The sequence below is a fragment of the Phenylobacterium sp. genome (genome assembly GCF_025351295.1).
Classification (GTDB): Bacteria; Pseudomonadota; Alphaproteobacteria; order Caulobacterales; family Caulobacteraceae; genus Phenylobacterium.
Window position 1 is genome coordinate 37,407 of sequence record NZ_JANXWD010000132.1, and the last position, 18,471, is coordinate 55,877.

18 protein-coding genes are annotated in these 18,471 nt (G+C 70.8%); 6 read left to right on the plus strand and 12 right to left on the minus strand.

The window, feature by feature from the left end; translation table 11 throughout:
• The first annotated feature begins 27 nt into the window (after nt 1-27).
• The 4 genes from gcvH (at nt 28) to Q0R13_RS18440 (ending at nt 4,058) form a co-directional block, all read left to right on the plus strand.
• On the plus strand, nt 28-393 hold the full coding sequence (gene gcvH / locus Q0R13_RS18425; RefSeq protein WP_293906684.1) for a glycine cleavage system protein GcvH: 366 nt from the start codon (nt 28-30) through the stop codon (nt 391-393).
• 208 nt (nt 394-601) lie between these two features.
• Nucleotides 602-1,945 (plus strand): aminomethyl-transferring glycine dehydrogenase subunit GcvPA, encoded by a 1,344-nt coding sequence (gene gcvPA / locus Q0R13_RS18430; RefSeq protein WP_293906686.1) that lies wholly within the window; start codon nt 602-604, stop codon nt 1,943-1,945.
• Nucleotides 1,942-3,522: an aminomethyl-transferring glycine dehydrogenase subunit GcvPB gene (gcvPB, locus tag Q0R13_RS18435; protein ID WP_293906688.1), complete on the plus strand. Its 1,581-nt coding sequence runs from the start codon at nt 1,942-1,944 to the stop codon at nt 3,520-3,522. The genes gcvPA and gcvPB overlap by 4 nt, the downstream gene beginning before the upstream one ends.
• Before the next feature lie 131 nt (nt 3,523-3,653).
• Nucleotides 3,654-4,058, plus strand: coding sequence for a PGPGW domain-containing protein (locus tag Q0R13_RS18440; RefSeq protein WP_293906690.1), 405 nt, complete (start codon nt 3,654-3,656; stop codon nt 4,056-4,058).
• 772 nt (nt 4,059-4,830) lie between these two features.
• On the opposite strand, the gene Q0R13_RS18445 is transcribed toward Q0R13_RS18440, so the two are convergent.
• The 8 genes from Q0R13_RS18445 to Q0R13_RS18480 form a co-directional block, all read right to left on the minus strand.
• On the minus strand, nt 4,831-5,337 hold the full coding sequence (locus tag Q0R13_RS18445; RefSeq protein ID WP_293906692.1) for an ATP F0F1 synthase subunit B: 507 nt from the start codon (nt 5,335-5,337) through the stop codon (nt 4,831-4,833).
• A gap of 3 nt (nt 5,338-5,340) precedes the next feature.
• A complete protein-coding gene (locus tag Q0R13_RS18450; RefSeq protein ID WP_293906693.1) occupies nt 5,341-5,862 on the minus strand; it encodes a hypothetical protein in 522 nt (173 codons plus the stop codon).
• Nucleotides 5,863-5,886: 24 nt separating this feature from the next.
• The gene (locus Q0R13_RS18455; protein WP_293906695.1) at nt 5,887-6,111 is read right to left on the minus strand and encodes a F0F1 ATP synthase subunit C; all 225 of its coding nucleotides are present in this window, start codon (nt 6,109-6,111) and stop codon (nt 5,887-5,889) included.
• 36 nt (nt 6,112-6,147) lie between these two features.
• On the minus strand, nt 6,148-6,975 hold the full coding sequence (locus Q0R13_RS18460; RefSeq protein ID WP_293906696.1) for a F0F1 ATP synthase subunit A: 828 nt from the start codon (nt 6,973-6,975) through the stop codon (nt 6,148-6,150).
• Between the two features lie 11 nt (nt 6,976-6,986).
• Nucleotides 6,987-7,337: an AtpZ/AtpI family protein gene (locus tag Q0R13_RS18465; protein ID WP_293906697.1), complete on the minus strand. Its 351-nt coding sequence runs from the start codon at nt 7,335-7,337 to the stop codon at nt 6,987-6,989.
• Nucleotides 7,338-7,500: 163 nt separating this feature from the next.
• Nucleotides 7,501-10,944 carry an AAA family ATPase gene (locus Q0R13_RS18470; RefSeq protein ID WP_293906698.1) on the minus strand — a complete coding sequence of 1,148 codons (3,444 nt, stop codon included), beginning with the start codon at nt 10,942-10,944 and terminating at the stop codon, nt 7,501-7,503.
• A gap of 5 nt (nt 10,945-10,949) precedes the next feature.
• The gene (locus tag Q0R13_RS18475) at nt 10,950-11,666 is read right to left on the minus strand and encodes a DsbA family protein (RefSeq protein ID WP_293906700.1); all 717 of its coding nucleotides are present in this window, start codon (nt 11,664-11,666) and stop codon (nt 10,950-10,952) included.
• 117 nt (nt 11,667-11,783) lie between these two features.
• Nucleotides 11,784-12,317 carry a DciA family protein gene (locus Q0R13_RS18480; RefSeq protein ID WP_293906702.1) on the minus strand — a complete coding sequence of 178 codons (534 nt, stop codon included), beginning with the start codon at nt 12,315-12,317 and terminating at the stop codon, nt 11,784-11,786.
• 44 nt (nt 12,318-12,361) lie between these two features.
• Between Q0R13_RS18480 and mutY the strand changes: the two genes are divergently transcribed.
• Nucleotides 12,362-13,408, plus strand: a complete 1,047-nt coding sequence (gene mutY / locus Q0R13_RS18485; protein ID WP_293906704.1) for an A/G-specific adenine glycosylase — start codon at nt 12,362-12,364, stop codon at nt 13,406-13,408.
• Nucleotides 13,409-13,418: 10 nt separating this feature from the next.
• Here the strand turns inward: mutY and Q0R13_RS18490 are convergent, their stop codons facing one another.
• The 4 genes from Q0R13_RS18490 to Q0R13_RS18505 all read right to left on the minus strand — a co-directional run bounded on the left by Q0R13_RS18490 (nt 13,419) and on the right by Q0R13_RS18505 (nt 18,069).
• The gene (locus Q0R13_RS18490) at nt 13,419-14,597 is read right to left on the minus strand and encodes an MFS transporter (RefSeq protein ID WP_293906706.1); all 1,179 of its coding nucleotides are present in this window, start codon (nt 14,595-14,597) and stop codon (nt 13,419-13,421) included.
• A 193-nt stretch (nt 14,598-14,790) separates the two neighbouring features.
• Complete coding sequence (locus Q0R13_RS18495; RefSeq protein WP_293906708.1) at nt 14,791-15,870, minus strand: site-specific DNA-methyltransferase; 1,080 nt, start codon at nt 15,868-15,870, stop codon at nt 14,791-14,793.
• A gap of 235 nt (nt 15,871-16,105) precedes the next feature.
• Nucleotides 16,106-16,885 (minus strand): prolyl aminopeptidase, encoded by a 780-nt coding sequence (gene pip / locus Q0R13_RS18500; RefSeq protein WP_293906716.1) that lies wholly within the window; start codon nt 16,883-16,885, stop codon nt 16,106-16,108.
• A gap of 125 nt (nt 16,886-17,010) precedes the next feature.
• Entirely contained in the window at nt 17,011-18,069 is a 1,059-nt protein-coding gene (locus tag Q0R13_RS18505; RefSeq protein WP_293906710.1) for a DUF2332 family protein, read from the minus strand.
• Nucleotides 18,070-18,290: 221 nt separating this feature from the next.
• Here Q0R13_RS18505 and Q0R13_RS18510 point away from each other — a divergent pair.
• The coding region (locus Q0R13_RS18510) for a hypothetical protein (protein ID WP_293906712.1) at nt 18,291-18,471 on the plus strand (181 nt) is incomplete at its 3' end.

The window sequence follows — 18,471 nt, forward strand, 5'->3', positions numbered from 1 at the left end:
CTTCCCCGTCTCTAGGAGAGCTCCCCCATGCGCTTCACCAAGGATCACGAGTGGGTCGTCCTCGAGGGGGACATCGCCACCATCGGCATCAGCGCCCACGCCGCCGAACAGCTGGGCGACGTGGTGTTCGTCGAGACCCCGGAGGTCGGCAAGACCGTCAAGGCCGGCGACAGCTTCGCCGTGGTCGAGAGCGTCAAGGCGGCCTCGGACGTCTACGCCCCGATCGGCGGCGAGGTGGTCGACGCCAACCCCGTCCTGGGCGACGCCCCGGAGACCGTCAACGCCGACCCCGAGAACGGCGGCTGGTTCGCCAAGCTCAAGGTCGCCGACGCCTCGGAATACGAAGCCCTGATGGACCGCGCCGCCTACGAAACCTTCCTGCAGACCCAATGACCCCCGCGTTCGCGCCATCCGAGGCCGCTTTCCTCACCCGTAGGGGGAGGGGGACCATGCACAGCATGGTGGAGGGGGCTTGCAGGATAGGTTTCGGCGGCGGCCGTCCCCCTTCACCGCGTTCCGCGGTCCCCCTCCCCCAGCGGGTGAGGAGAGAGGGCAGAGCCGCCTTAACTCACGACCTTGCGGTCCGGTTGGATAGACACCCATGAGATACCTCCCCCTCACCGCCGACGACCGCGCCGAGATGCTGGGCGTGATCGGGGCGCCCGATATCGACGCCCTGTTCGCCGACGTCCCCGCCGCGGCGCGGAAGGCCGAGCTGTTCGACCTGCCGCTGCACGCCGGTGAGCTGGAGGTGGAGCGTGAGCTGGCCGCGCTGGCCGCCCGCAACCGCCCGGCCGGCGCGGGGCCGTTCTTCTGCGGGGCCGGGGCCTATCGCCACCACGTGCCGGCCAGCGTCGACCACCTCATCCAGCGCTCGGAGTTCCTCACCTCCTACACCCCTTATCAGCCCGAGATCGCCCAAGGCACGCTGCAGATTCTCTTTGAATTTCAAACCCAGGTGGCGGCGCTGACCGGGCTCGAGGTCGCCAACTGCTCGATGTACGACGGCTCCACAGGGTGCGCCGAGGCGGTGATGATGGCGCAGCGGGTGACGCGGCGCGAGAAGGCCATCCTGTCCGGCGGCCTGCACCCGCACTATGCCGCCACCACCCAGACCATCGCCCACGCCGAGGGCATGACCATCGTGCGCCAGGCCGCCGCGATCGACGCCGAGGCGGCGGTGATCGCGGCCATCGATGGCGAAACGGCGTGCGTGGTCGTCCAGACGCCGAATGTGTTCGGCGTTGTGACCGACGTGACCAGGATCGCCGAGGCAGCCCATGCGGCCGGCGCGCTGATGATCGTGGTGACCACCGAGGCGATCTCCTACGGCCTGCTGAAGTCGCCCGGCGAGATGGGCGCGGACATCGCGGTCGGCGAGGGCCAGTCGATCGGCAACGGGCTGAACTATGGCGGCCCCTATGTCGGCCTGTTCGCCTGCCGCGAGAAGTTGCTGCGGCAGATGCCGGGGCGCCTGTGCGGCGAGACCCAGGACGCCGACGGCCGGCGCGGCTATGTGCTGACGCTTTCGACCCGCGAACAGCATATCCGCCGCGAGAAGGCGACCTCCAACATCTGCACCAACTCCGGCCTCTGCGCGCTGGCGTTCACCATCCACATGACCCTGCTGGGCGGGACAGGCCTGCGCGAACTGGCCCTGCTGAACCACAGCCGCGCCCGCGAGCTGAAGGCCGCCGTCGAGGGGGCCGGGCTGGAGGTGCTGACCCCGCGGTTCTTCAACGAGATCGCGGTCAAGGTCCCGGGCTCCGCCGCCGCCCTGGTCGAGGCCCTGCTGGCCGATAGCGTCGTCGCGGGCGTCCCCTATTCCCGCCTCGACCCACGCGCCGGCCTGGACGACGTCCTGCTGCTGGCGGCCACCGAAACCACCACGTCGGACGACATCGCCGCCCTTGGGGCCGCGCTCACCCGGAGGCTCGGCCAATGACCCTGCAGACCATAGGCCGCCCCACCCGGCCAGAGGGCGACACCGCCAACACCGGCTTTAAGTCCCTCACCGGCGCCCGTGGCCTGCTGCAGGACGAGCCGCTGATCTTCGAACTGGGCGGCTGGAGCAAGACCGGCGTCGATATCCCCGCGGCCGAGCATGACGCCTCGGACCTGGCCGGCCTGACCCGCGAGAGCATCCCGCTGCCCGGCCTCTCCGAGCCGGAGGCGATGCGCCACTATGTGCGCCTCTCCCAGAAGAACCACGCCATCGACCTGGCCATCTACCCGCTGGGCTCGTGCACCATGAAGCACAACCCGCGCCTCAACGAGAAGGCCGCCCGCCTGGCCGGCTTCGCCGAACTGCACCCTCTGGCGCCGATCTCGACCACCCAGGGCGCCCTGGCGCTGATGGACCGCCTGGCCCACTGGCTGAAGACGCTCACCGGCATGCCCGCCGTCGCCCTGACCCCCAAGGCCGGCGCCCACGGCGAGCTCTGCGGCCTGCTCTGCATCAAGGCCGCCCACGAGGCCGCCGGCCAGGCCAACCGCCGAACCGTACTGGTCCCTACCAGCGCCCACGGCACCAACCCTGCCACCGCCGCCTTCGTCGGCTACTCGGTCCAGGAGATCGCCCAGACCGACGACGGCCGCGTCGACCTGGCCGACCTGACCGCCAAGCTCGGCCCCCACGTCGCCGCGATCATGATAACGAATCCAAATACTTGTGGGCTCTTCGAACGCGACGTGATCGAGATCGGCCGCCTGACCCACGGGGCCGGGGCGTACTTCTACTGTGACGGGGCCAATTTCAACGCCATCGTCGGCCGCGTCCGCCCCGGCGACCTGGGCGTCGACGCCATGCACATCAACCTGCACAAGACCTTCTCCACGCCGCACGGCGGTGGCGGGCCAGGCGCGGGGCCGGTGGTGCTGTCCGCCGCCCTGGCCCCCTTCGCTCCGGCGCCCTGGGTGGTCAGCGGACCCGACGGCTTGCGCCTGGTCGAGGAGGCCAAGGACGAGGCCGCCCGGGCGTTCGGCCGGATGTCCGCCTTCCAGGGCCAGATGGGCATGTTCGTCCGCGCCTATGCCTACATGCGCAGCCACGGCGCCGACGGCCTCCGCCAGGTGGCCGAGGACGCCGTGCTCAACGCCAACTACATCAAGGCGCGGATGACTGGAATCATGACCCCGGCGTTCCCGGACGGACCGTGCATGCACGAGGCGCTATTCGACGACACCTGGCTGGAGGGAACCGGCGTCACCACCCTCGACTTCGCCAAGGCGATGATCGACGAGGGCTTCCACCCGATGACCATGTACTTCCCGCTGGTCGTCCACGGCGCGATGCTGATCGAACCCACCGAGACCGAGTCGAAGCGCGAGCTGGACCGGTTCTGCGACGCGCTGAGCGCCCTGGCCGCGGCGGCCAGGCTGGGCGACGCCGAGCGGTTCAAGGGCGCGCCCTATCTGGCCCCACTTCGCCGCCTGGACGAGACGCTGGCGGCGCGCAAGCCCAAGCTCACGTGGCGCCCGGAGCCCATCGGTGTGGCGCCGGCGCCATTGGCCGCCGAATAGCTCCAGGTTATCGATATTTAACCGGCGGTGGTCTTTACGAGTTTGAAGGACGTAAGCATATCAGGTGGGTGACGGCGGAACCTCCCCGCTCTGCCGTGCGCGCCCCCAGGACTAACCCCGTGTCATTCGCCATGCCTTCTTTGCGCGTGTATCGCGCCACGGACGACCTCGCCCGCGAGGTGGCCAACCGCATCCGCCGGTTCGGCCTGGTCGTGCTGGGCTTCGCGGTGATCGGCCTGGGCATCCTGATCGCCCCCCTTCCGGGCCCCGGCGGGATCCCGGTTATCGTGGTCGGGCTGATGATCGTGCTGCGCAACAGCTTCAAGGCGCGCCGCCAGTTCGTGCGGCTGAACCGGGCCTATCCCCGCACCCTCTACCCGATCCGCCGCCTCCTGCGCCGCGACCCGGAGGTGGTGTCGCTGTTCTACCACCAGACGCTGCGGGTGGAGCGCCTGCTGCTGCCCAAGCGGTTGCGGTGGATGAAGGCGCTGCGGCGGCGTTTGGCGGGGCGGCGGTGGGCTGCGGCGGCGGGGTAGCGAGGGCGTCCGCAAGGGCGGCGCTCAGGGTCCGTACGCAGTTGGATTCGCAATAGACCCCGTCATCTGCCCGAAAGGCTGTCGCGCCGCGCGCCAGGGGTTCAGGCTGTGCGGCGGTCATTTCGCTATTTCGGTGACAGTTTACTTAATTTCGGGTCTGACGGGCAGCAACGCCCGCGCCCGAAGCAATTAAGTAAACTGTCACCGAAATAGCCGAAGCCGTGAGCGTTTCACAAGCGAATTGGATGTACTGATACCGCGATAGAAACCCCGGCCAATAACAAAGGAATACTGACGATGGTCGGCATGGGCGGTCTCGGCGCGGGCCTGCGGGCTTCGCGGCGCAGGGTCTTGAGCGGAGGGGGCTGATGGCCGGGTCGGCGCGCTGCCCGCGCATGAGAGGCTGGCGACCTGAAGAAAACGACGGTGTCATCCCGGTTTGGGCGCAGCCCAAGACCGGGACCCACGGGCACGCTCGGCGATGGCTCGGGCAGCTTCGGTTGAACTTGTCCGGCTCGGGGGGGGGCGTGGGTCCCGGTCTTTCGCCTGCGGCGAAACCCGGGATGACATCGCATTTTTTGGGAATGGTCCACGAACCCCACGGCGTCGGCGAAGGCGACTCTCCGGCCAGGTCCCCCAGTGGACCGACCCGGACATCTTCGCGTCTGGCGTGAGGTTCGTGGACCGGTCGAAGGCGCGGCGTTCCCCAACGCGCGCCTGACCGTTGACCCACCTCGCCGCGAGTGGCGGGAGAGCGGGCCGATCGGAAGCTCTACTGCAACCTGCCCGCCAACTGGCCGATGGCCTTGTCGATCAGCGGGTCGGACTTGGCGCCGGCCAGGCGTCTGGCCAGCACCTGTTCGGCGAGCTGGGTGGCCAGGTCGGCGGCGGCGGCGCGAACGTCGGCTTCGGCCTTGGCTTCGGCCTGGGCGATCTTGCGTTCGGCCATCTGGCCGCGGCGTGCGATCTGCTCGGCCAGCCTGACCTTGGCGTCGGCCTGCAGGCGCAGGGCGGCGTCCTCGGCGTCGGCCAGCATCTCGGCGGCCTGGCGCTCGGCCTCGGCGCGCTGGACCTTGATGGTCTCCAGCAGGGTCTGGGCCTCGGCGCGCAGGTGGGCCGCCTCGTCCAGCTGGGCCTGCACCTTGCGCCCACTCTCGGCCAGGGCGTTCCAGGCCAGCTTGTGGACGCCGACCGCGACCATCACGATCAGGAACAGCAGGAAGGCGACACCGACCCAGAAGTGGGCGTCCGTGATCAGTTCAACGAGACGTTCGGGCATCGACTATCCCTTGGCCTGAGCCAGTTCGGCCGCGCTCGCGGCCTTGCCGGTCAGCTTGGCGACGATCGCGCTTGCCGTATCGCGGGCGATGCCGGCGACATTGGCCATGGCGCGGTCGCGGGCGGCATTGATCGTCGCGTCCGCGGTGGCGGCGGCCTCGGCAAGGCGGGCTTCCTCGACGGCCAGGGCCTGGTCGATCCCGGCGCGGGCCGCCTTGCGCGCGTCACCGGCCAGCTTCTGCGCGGCGGCGCGGGCCTGAGCCCGTTCGGCGGCTGCGGCTTCGGCCTGGGCGTCGGCCTCTTCCTTCAAGGCGCGGGCCTGGGCCACGTCGCCGGAGATCTTGGCCTCACGCGCCGCGATCGTGCCGCCCAGCTTCGGCACGGCGAACAGGCGCATGAACGCCAGCAGCACGACGAAGATGACCAGCACCCAGGCGATCTGGCCCGGCCACCACTGGAAATCGAACTGCGGCAGGCCGCCGGACGCGGCGGGCGCCTCGGTGGACGCTGAGGTCTCGGTCGCCATCGGCGCTGATCCTGGCTTGGGGTCTTAGCCGAAACGCAGCAGCAGCGAGACGACGAAGGCGAACAGACCCATGGTCTCGGTCAGCGCCATGCCGAGGAACAGCATGGTCTGCTGGCTGGCGGCGGCGGAGGGGTTGCGGATGGCGGCTTGCAGATAGTTGCCGAACAGCACGCCCAGGCCGACCCCGGCGCCGGCCATGCCGATGGCGGCAAGGCCCGAGCCGATCATCTTCGCGGAGAGAACGTCCATTTCGATAGTCCTTCTAGAGAGCTTATTTGCGTTGGGTTAGTGGCCGTGACCGAAGTTCACGACCTCGTTGAGGTAGACGGTGGTGAGCGCGGCGAATACGAAGGCCTGCAGGATCGCCACCACCAACTCCAGGCCGGTCAGCGCCACGATCATGGTCAGCGACAGGCCCGAGCCCAGCCAGCCCAGGGTGGCCAGGCCGCCGGATAGAGCGAAGATGCCCAGGCCGACCACGAAGGAGCCAAACAGGCTCATCACCACGTGGCCGCCCAGCATGTTGCCGAACAGACGCATCGCCAGGGTCACCGGGCGCACGAAGTAGGAGATCATCTCGATGAACACCATCAGGATACCGCCGATGACGCCCATGCCCGGGACCCAGAAGATTCCGAGGAACTTCGGCCCGTGCTTGATGAAGCCCAGGATGAAGACACTGAAGAAGGTGATCACCGCCAGCGTCGCGGTCACCGCCAGCTGAGCGGTCACCGTGAAGGTCCACTCCAGCCCGCCGATATTGCCCAACGCCAGCACCACGCTCATCAGGTTGAGCGTCAGGATCAGCATGAACAGGGTGAAGATGAACGGGATGTACGGCCGTCCGCCGGGGCCGATTATCGGGGTCACCAGGGTGGTGTCGATGATGCCGTAGAGCGCCTCCGCTGCCGCCTGGGCGCGGTTGGGCACGATCTGGCCGCGCGCGGTCAGCGCCAGGAACGCCATCACAACCCCGGCGCCGATGATCAGCGTCAGGATCGAATTGGTGATCGACAGGTCCAGCATGAAGCCGCCGAGATTCACCGGCGGAATCTCCACGATCTTGTGGATCAGGAACTGGTGCATCGGGTCGATGGCGGGCTGTTGCGCCATGTGGTTCGGCCTCAATCGTTCTCGTCGTCGTCGGGAACCGGCGGGAGGGGTCCCGCCTGGTCCATTGCAGTCTTCGTCAGCCGCGCGGCGCTCCGCACGGCGTAATAGATCGAGCCCCCCGTGCCGATCAGCAGTCCGCCGATCAAGCCCAAAGGCTCCGTGTGCGCAAAGCGATCGGCGAGCCAGCCTAAGCCGGCGCCACCCAGCACCCCACCAACCACTTCACCGAGGAAGCGGAACCCGTCCCCCGAGAAGGTCTGGGCCACGGCGCTGGTCTTGGGCGCACGGTCGGCCTCGAACGCATCCAATCGCCCAGTGAGCCGCTTGCGCGCCTCGTCGTGCGATTCGTCCGGCTGCGGCATCGTCGGGGGCCTAACGGGCCGCGACGTAGCCGCCGCGGCGGGGGCTTCAGGTCGCGCGGAACCTATAGACGCTACCGCAGTGCGTCAAGGTTGGGCGGGCGTTGTATAACACCTTGAATCAAGAAGGTTTTATCACGGTCGCGACATTGCGTCCGCCGAACCTCTACTGCGCGGCCATCGCCTCGGCCTGCCGCAGGTCCACCGACACCAGCTGCGAGACGCCCCGCTCGGCCATGGTCACGCCGAACAGGCGGTCGGTGCGGGCCATGGTCACCGGGTTGTGGGTGATGACGATGAAGCGGGTCTCGGTGCGGCGGCACATCTCGTCCAGCAGGTTGCAGAACCGGTCGACGTTGGCGTCGTCCAGCGGCGCGTCGACCTCGTCCAGCACGCAGATCGGCGAGGGCTGGGCCAGGAACACCGCGAAGATCAGGGCCGCGGCGGTCAGCGCCTGCTCGCCGCCGCTCATCAGGCTCATGGTCGCCATCCGCTTGCCGGGCGGGCAGGCATAGATCTCCAGGCCGGCCTCCAGCGGATCGTCTGATTCGACCAGCCGCAGCTCGGCCTGGCCACCCTGGAACAGGGTCTCGAACAGGGTCTTGAAGTGTTCGTTGATCACCTGGAAGGCGGCGATCAGCCGCTCGCGGCCCTCGCCGTTCAGCGCGTCGATCCCCTGGCGCAGCCGCGCGATGGCGCCCGTCAGGTCGGCGCGCTCCAGGTTCATGGTCTCGACCCGGGCGGCCAGTTCGCCGGCTTCGTCCTCGGCGCGCAGGTTCACCGGGCCGATCGCCGCGCGCTGGCGCTCCAGGTTGAACAGATGGGCCTCGGCGCCCGCGCCATCGGCGGGGATGGCGACGGCCTCCTCGGTCAGCTTCCTGGCCAGGTCCTCCGGCTCCATCCGCGCGGCCTCGCGGATGCTGGCGGCGACCTCGCCCAGGCGCTGGACCGCGGCCTCGGAATGGGCCGAGAGGCTGGCGCGCAGCTCGCGGGCCTCGGAGGCGGTCGCCTCCACGGCGCGCAGGCCGCGGTCGGCCTCGGCGCGCTCGTGCTCGGCGGCGGCCAGGGCGTCGGAGGTCTTCGCGCGGCGAGCCTCGGCGGCGGTCAGGTCGTCCAGCAGGGCGACCTTGCGGCTCTCCAGCGTGGTCGGCGCGACCTTGGCGGCGGTGAGCGCGGCGTGGGCCTCGGCGCGGGCGTCGGACAGCTGGTCCACGCGTCGGGCGGCCGCGGCGCTGCGGCGGGTCCAGTCGGCGTGCTCGCCGGTCAGGGCCTCCAGCCGCCGGACGCGGCCGGCGCGCTCGCGGATCTCCATCTCGTGCGCCGCGCGGGCCTGGGCGGCGGCCTCGCGGGCCGGTCCGGCGGCGGCGCGGGCGGTCAGCAGGCGCAGCGAAAGGTCGCCGCTGGCCTGGTCGGCGCCGGCCTGTGCGACCACCGCGGCCAATTGGCCCTCGTGCTCGGCGAACTCCACATCGAAGCGGCCGATCAGGTCGTCGAGCGACGCGGCGCGGGCGGCCTTCAGCGCGGCCTCGCGGTCGAAGCGTTCCAGGGCGGCGCGGGCCTGGGCGGCCTTCTGCTCCAGGGCCGGCGGCTCACGGCGCGCCGTGCGCAGCGTCTCCTCGGCCTGGCGCAGGCGCGCCGCGGCGGCCTCAACCACGTCGCGAGACGCCTTGGCCCGGGGCGCCAGCCCCTCGATCTCAGCCTCGACCTCGGCCAGTCGGGTCTTCTGCTCCAGCCGCACCGCGGCGGGCTTCGGCGCATCGGCGCGGGCGACGAAGCCGTCCCAGCGCCAGAGGTCGCCCTCCCTGGACACCAGCCGGCCCCCCGGCGTCAGGCCCTTGGCCAGCCGGTCGCCGTCTGCCCGGTCGACCAGGGCGACGTATGCCAGCCGCGCGGCCAGCACCGCCGGCGCCCTAACCAGTGGCCCCAGCGGCGTCGCGCCCGGCGGCCACGCCGGCGCCTGCGGCTCGCGCCCGCCCCAGAAGGATGGCGCGGCAGGGTCGAGGGCGGCGTCGAGGTCATCGCCCAGCGCCGCGGCCAGCGCCTTCTCATAGCCGCGCTTCGGGGAGACCGCGTCGAGGGCCGGGGCGAAGCCGCCGCGCCTGGCCTGGGCGACCAGGCCAGCCAGGGCGCGGGCCTCGGCGGTCAGCCGGCCCAGCTGTTCGTCCACCTTGCGGCCGGCCTCGCGGGCGGCGGTCTCGGCCTCAGTGGATTGGGAGCGCTCGTCCTCGGCCGCCTCGAGCGCGGCGCGGGCAGCGGCGAGCGCGGCGTCGGCGGCGGCCAGTTCGACCCTGGCGGTGGCGGCCTGCGGATTGAGCGCCGGACCGATGGCCTCCCGCTCATGCTTGGCCTGGTCCAGGGCGCGGCGGGTGCGCGACAGGCGCGTGCGGGCCTCCTCGACCCGGGCCTCGGCGGCGCGGCGCTGGGCCTCCAGGGCGGCCAGTTCCGAGGCCAGGCGCTCGACCTCGGCGTCGGCCGCGGCGCGGGCGGCGTCGGCGGCGCGGGCCGCGGCTTCCAGCTCGGGCCCGCGCTCCGGGGCCGCGGCGATCTGGGCCGCCAGCGCCGCCAGGTCGTCGGCCAGCTTCTGCAGCGCCGCCCCGGCGTCGTCGGTGATGTGCGCCTCGCGGGCGCGATCGGCGTCGATCCGCTGCAGGTCGGCCGACAGCCGGGCCAGCTCGGCGGCGTGCGCCTCGGCCTCGCGGTCCAGGCGGTCCTTGTCGATGGCCAGCTTGTGCAGGATGGCCGCGGCGATGGTCTCGGCTTCGCGCAGGGGCCTCAGCGCAGCGTCCGCTCCGGCGGCCCGGGTGGTGGCCGCCGCCGCCGAGCGCGCGGTCTCCTCGACGGCGCGGATCGCGGTCTGGGTCTCGCCGACCAGCCGTTCCGCCGCCGCCCTGGCCTCGGCCCATCTGGCGTAGAGCACCGCGCCCTGCAGCGCCCGGATTTCGGCCGAAAGCTTCTTGTAGCGCTCCGCGGTGCGCGCTTCGCGCTTCAGCCGGCCCAGGTTGGCCTCCAGCTCCTGGGCCACGTCCTGCAGGCGGTTGAGGTTTGCCTCCGCCGCCCGCAGCCGCAGCTCCGCCTCGTGGCGCCGCGAATGCAGGCCGGAGACGCCGGCCGCCTCCTCCAGGATCATCCGCCGGTTCTGCGGCTTGGCGGCGATCAACTCCGAGATCTGGCCTTGCCGCACCAGGGCCGGCGAGCTGGCTCCGGTCGAGGCGTCGGCGAACAGCAGCTGGACGTCGCGGGCCCGCACTTCGCGGCCGTTGATCCGGTAGGTAGAGCCCTCGCCCTTGTCGATCCGGCGGATCACCTCGATCACCGGGTGATCGTTGAACGCCGCCGGCGCGCGGCGGTCGGCGTTGTCAATAGTCAGCGAGACTTCCGCGTGGTTGCGGCCCGGCCGGTTGGCGGCGCCGGCGAAGATCACGTCGTCCATGCCGCCGGCCCGCATCGCCTTGGCGGAGTTGGCCCCCATCACCCAGCGCAGGGCTTCCAGCAGGTTCGACTTGCCGCAGCCGTTCGGCCCGACGATCCCGGTGAGCCCGGGCTCGATCCGGAACTCGGTCGGTTCGACGAAGGACTTGAAGCCCGCGAGCCTGAGGCGCTGGAAGTGCACGGAGGTCAGTGGCCTCCCTTGGGCTTAACGGCGGCGGGTTTGGCGGCCGGGGGCTTGGCGGCCGGGCGGGTCTGCGCCGCGCTGACGATCGCCGCGTCCAGTTCGGTCAGGGCGGGCACCTGAGCGTTGTCCATCCGCACCCCGTTGATGAAGAAGGTCGGAGTGCCCGTCACGTGGTCGGTCTCGGTGGCGTAGCGCAGGCGGCCTTCCAGGGCGGCGTTGGTCTTGTCGTCGGCGACGCAGGCCTCGAACTGGGCTTCGGTGATGCCGTTGGCCTTGGCGATCTCCACGAAGACCGGCTTAATCTGTCCCGACTGCCAGCGCGGCTGGCTCTTGAACACCTGGTCGACGATCGTGAAATATTTCGAGCCGTCGCCGCAGCGGGCCAGCAGGAACCCGGCCGCCGCCACCTGAGCCGGCGAGGTCAGCAACTCGCGGATCGTGTAATAGACGCGGCCGGTGTCGATATATTTGGCCTTGAACGCCGGATAGACCTCCTCGTTGAAGTGCGCGCAGTGCGGGCAGGTCAGCGACAGATATTCGACGATATGCACCGGCGCCCGGGGGTTGCCCAGGTTCATGTCGCCAGGCGCCGACGGCCAGGCCGCGCGGGCGGCGGCGACAGCGGTCGGGGCGGCCGAGACGGGTCCGGCCAGGGACGCGGCGCCGAGGGCCAGAAGGGCGGCGGCGACCATCGGGACACGGCAGCTGGGGGTCGGCATCGAGGCGTGATCCAAGTCTGAACGGGGAATTAAAGCGCGATTCCCTCAGGCGCGCGCAAACCCTTCGTGAACGCCTCCGGCGCAGCAGCCGATGAGACGGCGGCGGATATGTGTCAACTACACCTGCCGGCGCAGGACGCCACGGCCGAGCGCCATCAGGGCGTCCTTCAGCTTGCCCTCCGGGGTCCCGGCGAGATCGGCGGCCAGGCGGGCTTCCAGGGCGGCGTCCAGCGGGGCCGAGCGGCGCTTCGGCGGGGGCTGTTCGACCCGGCGCAGCGGGCCCTGGACGATGCGCAGCTTCTGCACCGCCTCGGCGCCCAGGAACAGGTTAACCCGCGCCAGGATCTCATGGGCCTGGTGCTGGATGATCGCCGCGGCCGGCCCCGCCACGCGGATCTCCAGCGACGAGGCCCCGCGGCTGCGGCTGCGCACCAGCTTCACCGGCTCGGTGCGCCGGGCGATCTCCGGCCCGACGATCTCGCGCCAGCGGACCGCCAGCGCATCGGCGCCCTGGCTGAAACGGGCGTCCATGGTCTTCAGGTAGCCGCGCAGCGCCCGCCCCGCCGGCGGTGGCGGCCGGGGCAGCGGCCGCGTGCGCTTGGTCCGCAGGATGCGGACGGCGTCCTCGGCGCTGGGAAGCTGGCGGACCATCTCCCACCCTACCGCGCGGCCGCCCGCGGTGGTAGGCGGGGCGTGTGGCTCCCGAAACCCTCCGCGCCCGGTTGCTCGCCTGGTACGACGCCAACGCGCGGTCCCTGCCCTGGCGGCTGGGCCCGCGCGATCATTCCGCCGGCGTGCGGGCCGATCCCTACCGGGTCTGGCTGTCGGAGGTGATGCTGCAGCAGACCACGGTGCCGCACGCCACGCCCTACTTCCTGAAGTTCACCGCGCGCTGGCCCACCGTCACCGACCTGGCGGACGAGGACGACGGCGAGGTGATGGCCGCGTGGGCGGGCCTCGGCTACTACGCCCGCGCCCGCAACCTGCTGGCCTGCGCCCGCGCGGTGGCCGTGGACTACGGCGGCGTCTTCCCGGACACCGAGGAGGCCCTGCGCGGCCTGCCCGGCCTCGGGGCCTATACGGCGGCGGCGGTTGGCGCGATCGCCTTCGACCTGCCGACCAATGTGGTGGACGGCAATGTGGAGCGGGTGATGGCGCGGCTGTTCGCCGTCGAGGCGCCGTTGCCCGACGCCAAGCCGGAGCTGAAGCGGCTGGCCGCCGGCCTGGTCCGCGACCACCGTCCGGGGGACTGGGCCCAGGCGCTGATGGACCTGGGCGCCACGGTCTGCCGGCCCAAGGCGCCGCTGTGCGACCGCTGCCCGATCGCGGCGCACTGCGCGGGCCTGACGACCGGCGCGCCGGAGACCTATCCCCGCCGGACCGCCAAGGCCGAGCGCCCGCACCGCTATGGCGTCGCCTATGTCCTGACCCGCGGCGACGAGGTGGCTCTGGTCCGCCGCCCGCCCCGCGGCCTGCTGGGCGGCATGCTGGCGCTCCCCACCTCGGACTGGCGCGCCGAGCGCTGGAGCGACGCCGAAGCCGTCCGCGACGCGCCCTCCAGCGCCGCCTGGCGAACCGTCGGCGAGGTGGAGCACGGCTTCACCCACTTCACCCTGACTCTGCGGCTGCTCCGCGCGGAAGGCGATGCGACGGGCGTGATCTGGAGCCCCCGCCGCGACCTCGACGGCCTGCCCAGCGTGTTCCTGAAGGCCGCACGCGCTGGCCTCACGAAACTGCTCTGACGACCCGACCTCAGCGCGCGCTGCTGAGGACCGGCGAGATCACAGGCGCGCGCGGGAAGACGAAGATCAGGGTCGACAAGCCCACCGCCGACATCATCAGCGCCGCGGCCGGGATCGCCGGGACGCCGTAGCTGGCCAGCGCCACGCCGCCCAGGGTCGCGCCCAGGGCCTGGCCCATGGAGAACACCGAGCCGTTGAGCGCCAGCGCCACCGGCGCGCCATTGGTCATCTGGATCAGCCGCGACTGGGTCACCGGCGAGATCGAGAACAGCGCCGTCGCCGCCAGGAAGATGGCCAGGGCGACGAGCCCTTCGCTGGGCGCGCCGGCCGGCAGCAGGTGGTGGGTGGCGGCCAGGTGCAGGCTCATGGCCGCGGCCTGGATCATGATCCCCTGCAGCACCCAGGCCTTGCCGGCCCCGCGGTCGGCGGCGCGACCGCCAATCCAGAGACCGGCCGCCGCCCCGATCCCGATCATCGCCTGGAAGAAGGCGACGCCCGCCCCGGTCACGCCCGTCCCCACCCGCACGATCGGGGCGATGTAGAGGTTCAGGGTCATGTTGGCGGCGAAGGTCAGGAAGCTGGTCAGGTACAGCGGCCAGATGCCGCCGATCTCCAGCCGTCCCCGCTCACGCTTGGGCGGCGCCGGCACGCGGGGCAGGAACACGGCCACGCCGACCAGGGCGATCGCCGAGAGCGAGGCCGCGACCAGGAAGGTGGCGCGCCAGTTGAAGATCGAGCCGACGATGCTGCCGATCGGGATGCCGACCACAAAGGCCAGGGTCATGCCGCCCGAGACCATCGCCAGCGCCGAGCCGCGGCGCTCGATCGGGACCAGTGAGGCGGCCGCGACGCTGGCCGCAGGGCCGGACATGGCTCCCGCCAGGCCCGCAAAGGCGCGGAACACCAGCAGGGTCTGGAAGTTGGGCGCCAGGCTGCACGCCAGGTGCAGCGCGATGCTCAGGACCAGGCCGGCGATCACCACGAACTTGCGGTCCAGCCGGCCCAGCATCCACGCCGCCACCGGCCCCAGCAGGGCCGAGGTCAGGACATAGGCGGTCTGCAGCTGTGCCGCGACCGCCGTCGAGACGCCCAGATCCGCGGCCATCTTCTCCAGCAGGCCGGCAAAGATGAACGCCGCCGAGCCGAACGCAAAGGTGCACAGGGTCAGGACGTAGATGCGCGGGTTCATCCCGTCCGCCCGTCCATGCGCAGCCCCCATACCGCTTTTGCGGGCACCGTGGCGGGGAAGTCGCCGACCGTCGAGTCCTGCTCCGAACCATTCCAACTGATCTCGTCATCCCGCGGCTTGTCCGCGGGACCCATCGTTCCGCGAGCGCGGCGTTGGACATGCGTCCCACGGACAAGCCGCGGGATGACGTGGATCAATGGGGCATCTGCGCCCGGACCTTGGCACGCAGGACGTCGATGGGGGCAAGGCCCTTGTCGGTCTTGAAGTGCCAGTAGGTCCAGCCGTTGCAGGCCGGCGCCGACTGCACCATGGCGCCCACCTTGTGGATCGAGCCGGAGAGCTCGCCGGCCACCAGGCTGCCGTCGGGCCGCACGCGCGCGGCGTGGCGGCCCTGCGAGCAGTAGAGTTCGTCGCCGGCCCGCAGCAGGCCCGCCTCGACGATCTGGCCGAAGGGAATGCGCGGCTCGGACTTCTTCGAGCCGGTGACCGCGATATCAGCTGCCGTGGCGGGCAGCACCCGGGCGATCCGCTGTTCGGCGAGCTGGGCGTAGGCCTCCTCGCGCTCGATGCCGATGAACTTCCGCCCCAGCCGGCGCGCCACGGCGCCCGTGGTGCCGGTGCCGAAGAACGGGTCCAGGATGATGTCGCCGGGCCGGGTCGAGGCCATGATCACCCGGTGCAGCAGGGCTTCCGGTTTCTGGGTCGGGTGCGCCTTGACCCCCGCCTCGTCCTTCAGCCGCTCCTCGCCCGTGCACAACGGCAGCGTCCAGTCGGAGCGCATCTGCAGCTCGTCATTGGCCATCTTCATGGCGTCGTAGTTGAAGGTGTAGCGCCGTCCGCCCCGGCTCTTGGTCGCCCAGATCAGGGTCTCGTGGGCGTTGGTGAAGCGGGTGCCCTTGAAGTTCGGCATCGGGTTGGACTTGCGCCAGACGATGTCGTTGAGGATCCAGAACCCCAGGTCCTGCAGCGTCGCCCCGACCCGGAAGATGTTGTGGTAGCTGCCGATCACCCACAGCGCCCCGTCGTCCTTCAGCACCCGGCGGCATTCCGTCAGCCAGGCCTTGGTGAAGACGTCATAGGTCTCGAAGCTGTCGAACCGGTCCCAGTCGTCGTCGACCGCGTCGACCTTGGAGTTGTCGGGGCGCAGCAGCTCGCCGCCCAGCTGCAGGTTATAGGGCGGATCGGCGAAGACCAGGTCGACCGAACGATCGGGGAGCTTTTTCAGCTCCTCGAGGCAGTCGCCCCTGATGATGGTGTCGACCGGCAGTCCCATGGCCCAACCCAGAGTTCCGTAAGGATTCAGACTAGAGTCCCTGGGCCGATATGGTGAAGAAGTTGTTTACCAATTGGGCGGTGGCTCAGCTTCGCGGCTTCGCCGCCATCCGATCGGTAGCCGCGACCAGTTCCCGGGCGATCGAGGGTTCGAAGGCCGAATGCCCGGCGTCGGGGACCACCACATACTCCGCCTCCGGCCAGGCGCGGTGCAGCCGGTCGGCGACCTCCAGCGGTCATAGCAGGTCGTAGCGCCCCTGCACGATCGTCGCCGGCAGGTGGCGGATCGCCGTCACGCCCGCCAGCAGCTGGCCGGGCTCCAGGAACAGGCGGCCCACGAAATAGGCGGCTTCGATGCGCGATATCGCCAACGCCTTGTCGTCGCCGGTCATCTCCGCGACCAGGTCGGGGTTCGGATAGAGGCTGGAGGAGCTGGATTCATAGAGACCCCAGGCCACCGCCGCCGGCCCGTTCACCGCCGGGTCCGGGTCGTTCAGGCGCCGCATGTAGGCGCCCAGCAGGTCGCCGCGCTCGGCCTCCGGCAGGAACTCCGAGAACGCACGCCAGGCCTCGGGCGCCAGGGTCCTGAGGCCGTGCATGAACCAGTCGACCTCGGAATCCTCGCCCAGGAAGATGCCGCGCACGACGACGCCCAGGCAGCGGTCCGGATGCGCCTGCGCGTAGGCCAGCGCCAGGGTCGAGCCCCAGGAGCCGCCGAATACCACCCACCTGTCGATGCCGCGCGCCTCGCGCAGTCGCTCGATGTCGGCGACCAGGGCCCGGGTGGTGTTGCCAGACAGCTCTGCGAACGGCGTCGATTGCCCGGCCCCGCGCTGGTCGTGCAGCACGATCCGCCAGAGCGCCGAATCGAAGAACCGCCGGCGCCGGGGCGAGGTCCCGCTGCCGGGCCCGTCGTGCAGGAACACGACAGGCAAGCCATCCGGCGCGCCGCTCTCCTCCCAGTAGATCGCGTGCGGGGCCTCGACCGCCAGATGGCCGCTCTCGCGGGTCTCGATCGGCGGATAGAGGAATCGTCAGCGTCGCGTGCGCGGTGGGCGTCGGCGGTCGGATCGGCGATCAGGTTCGGCATGGGCCTGTTTTAGCCCGCCAGGGGCCGGAGGGCGACTGCGTCGATCGTCTCTCACGCCAGCCAGATCGTCGACGCGCCATGCGGATGGGCCAGCGCCAGCCGCCGCTCGACGCCGCCCGGCCAGCTCGTCAGCCAGACCTCGATGATCCGCAGGTTGGTCGGCGGCGGCTCGAAGCGGAGCCAGGCGAAGGGCGCGTCGGCCGTGGCGCTAGCCCCGATCTCGGCGATGGCGGCGGCCAGCCCCTCCTGCGTCGCCTTCGGCAGATATTGCCAGAACACCGAGTGAAACAGCACGGTCGCAGCGCCCGCCCGCGGCCGCACCCGCGCGCGTGTCCAGTCAAGAGCATCGGCCGCCTCGACGGCCACGCCCTCGGCCAGGGCCAGGTCGATGGCGCGCCGGCTGCGGGCCAGGCGGTCGAGCATGTCGGGCCAGACGCAGGCCAGCAGGCGGCGGCGCTGCACCGGGTCGGTGAGGTCGGTCGGCCGCCGGTCGCAGCCGGCCCGCTCGATCACCTCCACCGGGACCCGCGGCGGCGGGTCGCCCTCCCAGTCGGCGTCCACCCGCACCGAGGCGTCTGGGTCGCCCCACGCCACCGGCCCCATCTGATAGCGGAACCGGTCCCAGTAGAGGTTCAGCCCAGCGCTGGCGCCGATCTCGAAGCAGCGCAGCGGCAGGCCGGTCTCCGCCGCCACCGTCAGGAACCCGCCCAGCAGCCCGCCGGCGCGCCGCACCTCGTTGGTCTGCGGCTCGTGATCCAGGAAGGTGGACAGCATCTCGAAGTGCGGCCCGATCGCGGCCCGCGCCGCCGCCCACGCGCCGTCGATGTCCAGCGGCTCGCCGGGCCGGGGCCAGGCCGCCGACAGCGCCGGAGCCTCGCCGCCCATGGCCAGGTGGTTGAAGGTGTTGGCCACCCGGATCATCACCCCGTCGTCGGCCAGCTGGCGAAGCGCGGTCGTCTCCCAGCGTTCGAACAGCCGACAGCTGGGCCCGCCCGCCTGCAGGTCGCGCGCGATCCGGTCCAGCAGCCCTTCGTTGAACGGCGACCCCATCTGGCCGCAGATCTCGGCCTGGATACGAAGGGCGCCGATGAGTTCAGTGAAGCCGGTCATGCCCCCATGGCGCGGCGGGCGGCGCGTGGGGTCAATCTTGATTCAGCCGATCAATCGCCGATCCGCCGCGTCTCGCAGCAGCTCACAACTCGTCGCAACAGATCGCATCAAATCGCAACGCTAAACGTCTATCTGACCTCATAACGAGTTGATTTATTGAAATAAATGATCAGATTTGGCAGAGATGGGCGCACCACCGCGCGCCAAAGGGAGGCGGATTGATGCGAACAAATTGGCTGATCGCACTGACGGTTGCGGTCCTGGCGGGTTCCGCCTCGAGGGCAGACGCCCTGACCATCGTTCTGGATACGCCGAACCCGACGTTCCTAAGGCCGGCAAGCGGCGACGCCATGTACGTGATGGACGGGACGATCACCCTCGATCCCACCTATCTGGTCGACA

Bases quoted from the DNA above. Each gene is read 5' to 3' on its own strand.
- Q0R13_RS18480 (WP_293906702.1), bottom strand. From the start codon at position 12,317: ATGGTCCGCCAGCTTCCCAGCGCCGAGGACGCCGTCCGCATCCTGCGG.
- Q0R13_RS18450 (WP_293906693.1), bottom strand. From the start codon at position 5,862: ATGGCGACCGAGACCTCAGCGTCCACCGAGGCGCCCGCCGCGTCCGGC.
- Q0R13_RS18465 (WP_293906697.1), bottom strand. From the start codon at position 7,337: ATGCCGCAGCCGGACGAATCGCACGACGAGGCGCGCAAGCGGCTCACT.
- Q0R13_RS18440 (WP_293906690.1), top strand. From the start codon at position 3,654: ATGCCTTCTTTGCGCGTGTATCGCGCCACGGACGACCTCGCCCGCGAG.
- gcvPB (WP_293906688.1), top strand. From the start codon at position 1,942: ATGACCCTGCAGACCATAGGCCGCCCCACCCGGCCAGAGGGCGACACC.
- Q0R13_RS18475 (WP_293906700.1), bottom strand. From the start codon at position 11,666: ATGCCGACCCCCAGCTGCCGTGTCCCGATGGTCGCCGCCGCCCTTCTG.
- Q0R13_RS18445 (WP_293906692.1), bottom strand. From the start codon at position 5,337: ATGCCCGAACGTCTCGTTGAACTGATCACGGACGCCCACTTCTGGGTC.
- Q0R13_RS18495 (WP_293906708.1), bottom strand. From the start codon at position 15,870: ATGGGACTGCCGGTCGACACCATCATCAGGGGCGACTGCCTCGAGGAG.
- gcvH (WP_293906684.1), top strand. From the start codon at position 28: ATGCGCTTCACCAAGGATCACGAGTGGGTCGTCCTCGAGGGGGACATC.
- Q0R13_RS18490 (WP_293906706.1), bottom strand. From the start codon at position 14,597: ATGAACCCGCGCATCTACGTCCTGACCCTGTGCACCTTTGCGTTCGGC.
- gcvPA (WP_293906686.1), top strand. From the start codon at position 602: ATGAGATACCTCCCCCTCACCGCCGACGACCGCGCCGAGATGCTGGGC.
- Q0R13_RS18460 (WP_293906696.1), bottom strand. From the start codon at position 6,975: ATGGCGCAACAGCCCGCCATCGACCCGATGCACCAGTTCCTGATCCAC.
- Q0R13_RS18505 (WP_293906710.1), bottom strand. From the start codon at position 18,069: ATGACCGGCTTCACTGAACTCATCGGCGCCCTTCGTATCCAGGCCGAG.
- Q0R13_RS18455 (WP_293906695.1), bottom strand. From the start codon at position 6,111: ATGGACGTTCTCTCCGCGAAGATGATCGGCTCGGGCCTTGCCGCCATC.